At 40.0% G+C, this 4278-nt stretch carries 3 protein-coding genes; all 3 read left to right on the forward strand.

The features are described 5' to 3' along the window. On the forward strand, nucleotides 1-1679 hold a 1679-nt coding region (locus CALSC_RS25080), incomplete at its 5' end, for a hypothetical protein (RefSeq protein ID WP_088243910.1). A 38-nt stretch (nucleotides 1680-1717) separates the two neighbouring features. Next, nucleotides 1718-2101, forward strand: a complete 384-nt coding sequence (locus CALSC_RS25085) for a hypothetical protein (RefSeq protein WP_088243911.1) — start codon at nucleotides 1718-1720, stop codon at nucleotides 2099-2101. Nucleotides 2102-2621: 520 nt separating this feature from the next. Beyond that, nucleotides 2622-4278: GumC family protein (locus tag CALSC_RS25090; protein WP_088243912.1), on the forward strand; the 1657-nt coding region annotated here is incomplete at its 3' end.

Consider the following 4278-nt stretch of genomic DNA (forward strand, 5'->3'; position numbering starts at 1 on the left):
ATATAAAGAGAAAAACTGCTAAGCTGTCAAGTGCTGTCTTGTCTAGACTATTTGCCTGTGAGCAGCAACAGTTAACTACTCTTGATTTTTGGGAAATCAGGAGCCGAAAATCTAGACAGTCTGCTGTCGGCTTGCGAGAACAGGTGTTTTCATCCCTTGGTGATGGGTGTAATGACTCATGGTACTACGGTTTAGGAAGGACTTTAGTCAGTCTTTTATTGTTTAGTGCAGCTTTTTCTATTCAATCTGTGTCTGCTCAGAGTTCTAGCAGAACTGTTGCTAATTCTACCAAAAAACAAATAGGGCAATCTGCGATCGCAAAAAGTGATATTTCCCTATATAGTAGGTTGCAGCAAAGTCAGCTGGGAAGTATCAAAAAGTTAAAATTAAATCCAGACTCTCGTCATAATCGGGAAGAAATATTTGGTTATGGGGTTTTGGCTGATGGAGTTCAATCCTCTCATGGCTGGTTTCTGGCAGAAGTTAAAGATAGTACAGATATTTTTCCAGAGTTTCTTCCGATTCCAGAAAGGATAATAACCACTGGATTAGATGGGAGTGATAAGCAAAAGAATGAGCCAAAATCTAATGCTTTTCAGGTTGCTGTAGAGAGAAATAATCCTAGTAAATTGTCTGCTCTAGAGGAAAAGGTAAGTGCAAACAGAAGTTTATTAACAGAATCTCTTAAATCAGATAAATTCCAGAAAAAGATAAAAGAGATATCAGATGCATCAGATAATTTTAATCAACGTGTTAATCAAGGTAAAGCCCCAGAAAAATATGGTGAAGCTGAGAGCATTGGCGTAGTTGAGTTAGTACCACAGCAGCAAATTGATTTCCAGTTAGCACAGCAGGATTCTGCCACACCAGAGACTGAAAATCAGGAACTTGATGATATAGATGACATATTAGAGCAGCTAGAAGCCATCCCTAAACAGCAAAGTTTACCATTCCCGGCAGTCAGTAATGCTGCTAGATTATCTCCAGCATTTACCATTTCTAACCCTAGTGGCTACGGAGCCGATAATTTTACTGCTTTTATATCTGCTAGCTATCAAAGGCGTACCCGTTTTACCAGAACTTCTGATGGGGAGATGGGATTTGGGATTGGCTTGGGGAATGCGGTGAAAGCTGTTGGTGTGGAATTAGCTTATACTCTCAATACTTTTGGTACTAGTCAAGGATTTGGTAGCGGTTCGTTTAGTATTAAGGTTCACCGACGTATTGCTGAAGATATGGCTGTGGCAATTGGCTGGAATCAATTTGCTGATATTTTAATTGGTGATGTTATCGTTCCTTTTGATTATCCGGACAATTCCTATTATGCTGTAGTTACTAAAATATTTAATATACAAAAATATATAGATGCTCCGTTTAGTAGGGTGGCTGTAACTGCTGGTATTGGCAGTGGTCAATTTCTTGATTTTGATCGAATTACTGAAGCTGTTATTAATGATGAAGCTCCCACAGGATTGGGTGTATTTGGTTCTCTGGGAGTGAGAGTTGTACAACCCATAAGTGTTATTATCGAGTGGAGTGGTCAAGATTTAGGTATAGGTCTTTCTATTGTTCCATTTAAAAATATTCCTGTAGTAATTACCCCAGCGATTAGAGATATTAGTGGCGCAGGAGATGGGGCAAGATTTATAATGGGAACTGGCATTTCAATTAAGTTGTAATTGTCAATTCAATGTTGTGATTTTCCAGGATAATTTACATGAGAAAAAAGGCAAATTTGCCGCTTAAAAAGTTAGGGATTTGTAGCGGTGTTTTAGGAGCTTTTCTAGTTTCTTTACCCGTTAACCCTGCCTATGCTGGAAGATATAATGCATCTAATGGAACGGGAGGAAATACCTCCAATGCCACAGGGGGAAATACTTCCAATGCCACAGGGGGAAAAAACTCCAGCCGCTATGGACTTGCTCGTATTCAGCTGCGAATTCGGTTTAAAGCAGCAAAATTAGCTCGTCAACTGGAAGCAGCTAAAGCTTCAGGAAATAAGGCAGAGTTAAAACAAGTTTCACGGCAGGCAAGGCGATTTCTTAAATCTATCCCACGGAATCGTTATAGAACATCTGGTTTTTATCGCCGTAGCTGGTAATTATCAATGATTTACTTTAAAAGGGATATTTTATAATATAAATGCATCTTACCAATGAGGTGGGCATTGCCCACCTAATACAAATTAGCAAAACATGATTTTTTATCTGAAGAGAATCGCGTTTTGTGGGAACATATAAATATTGTGTTCTGTCGTTATTTTTGAGTAGAAATGAGTTGTAAAATACTAAATGACAATCCAACCTATTTTGTGAAAATTAATTCGTAATTTGATCCCACTAAATGCTATAATTGTTTAAGTTACAAAAGTACAAGTAATTCTGGAAGTTATATGCCAGAAGTAAGTTAATTTCAGGGTGGACTGAGAAGAGAGTCAATAGACTTTTTTAGCAATGATAAAGGGCAAGCCTTGCGCCCCTACAGTAAATTTGTAGGCATTGCATAATTGCGGGATGATTTTGTCACAGAGGATCAACTATAATCCCCGTGTCTCCGTGTCATCCTCAATCATCAAATTTATTTCCTGCATCTGATAACCGATAGCTGAGTAGCCAAGAGATATGCCTGCTAACGAAGAAGACAACGACTATATTGATTTGCAACAATACTGGCTAGTTCTTAAAAGACGTTGGCTGGCTACTACACTGGTGATTGGTTCTGTCTCTAGTCTGACGGGGTTAATCACCTTCAGCAAAAAGCCAGTGTATGAAGCCCAAGGGAAACTGCTGCTTAAGCAGGAAAGTGTAGCCTTGAATGGGTTGAGTCAAAAAGTGGGTGAATTGAGTGGTTTGACTAACACCAGTAATCCTATAGAAACAGAAGCAGAGGTGATTCGCTCTAATCCTTTGATTCAAAAAGTTATTGATAGACTTCAATTACAGGATAAAGGAGGTCAAACTTTAGAAATAGATGCTTTTTTAAGTAATCTGAAGGTTAAAGGTGTGCGTGGTACTGATATAATGGGAATATCCTATAAAAGTACCGACCAAGAACAGGCTGCTGCGATTGTTAATTATCTGATGGATACTTACCTGGAAAATAATATCCGGGTTAACCGAGCAGATGTTACCGCAGCTAAACAATTTCTCCGCAAGCAGATACCACAAATAGAAGCTAGGGTAGTTAGAGCAGAGGCAGCTTTACGTAGGTTTAAGGATGCTAATCAGGTAGTTTCTTTGCAGGAAGAGGCAAAGGTTGGTGTACAGGCACTCAAAGATTTTACTGGGGAAATTACCAGGGCTCAAGCCCAATTGGAAGGCACTAAGAGCCGTTCCCAGGGATTACAGGGTCAGTTACAGTTAACTCGCCAACAAGCGGTTAGTTTGACTAGTCTGAGCCAATCTCCGGGGGTGCAGCAAGTATTAACAGAATATCAGAAGGTGCAAGATGAGTTGGCTGTGGCTAGGACTCGCTTGACTGAGGAACACCCGACGGTAAGGAATTTAGCTAATAAAGAATTAGCTCTCAAGCAACAATTGGAAAAAAGGGTAGTCAATATAGTTGATAGCCCTGAATATATCCCGGAAAAAAATTTGCAAATTGGAGAATTAAAACAAACTATAACTGGGGAATTAGTCAAGTCGGAAGTGGAAAGATTAGCTTTGGAGCAACAGGTAGGGGTATTACAAAAGACATTTTTATCCTACCATGCCAGGATGAAAGCTCTACCTCGACTGGAACAATTACAAAGAGCTTTAGAGCGTAAGTTGCAGGTAGCACAGTCTACTTATCAACAGGTACTGAAACAATTACAAGAAGTGGAGGTTGTTGAACAGCAGCAATTGGGTAATGCCCGGACTATTTCCCAGGCTTTAGTCCCGAAAAAGCCGATTTCTCCCAAAATTATGTTAAATTTAGCTTTGGGTGGATTTTTAGGGGTACTTTTAGGAGTAGGTACAGCGTTGTTGCTGGAAGCTATGGATAAGTCCCTGAGAAATGTGGAAGAAGCCAAGCGGTTATTGGGTTATCCTTTGCTGGGAAGTATTCCCCAGGTGGGAGGTGATAAGGGTAAGAAGAAATTGGAGGAGGGACAAGAAGAGTTACCTGTACTCAATAGTCCTTACTCTCCCGTAAGTACAGCCTTTGAGATGTTGCAGACTAATCTGAGTTTCACTGTCTCTGATAAGGAGTTGCGGGTAATTGCGGTGACGAGTTCTTGCCCTCGTGAGGGTAAGTCCTTTGTTTCTGCTAATTTAGCTGTAGCTATGTCTCAACTGT

The organism is Calothrix rhizosoleniae SC01, assembly GCF_900185595.1.
GTDB lineage: Bacteria > Cyanobacteriota > Cyanobacteriia > Cyanobacteriales > Nostocaceae > Calothrix_A > Calothrix_A rhizosoleniae.

What these genes read in the sequence shown, in the direction of transcription:
- CALSC_RS25085 (WP_088243911.1), top strand. Translation starts at nt 1,718, where the DNA reads ATGAGAAAAAAGGCAAATTTGCCGCTTAAAAAGTTAGGGATTTGTAGC.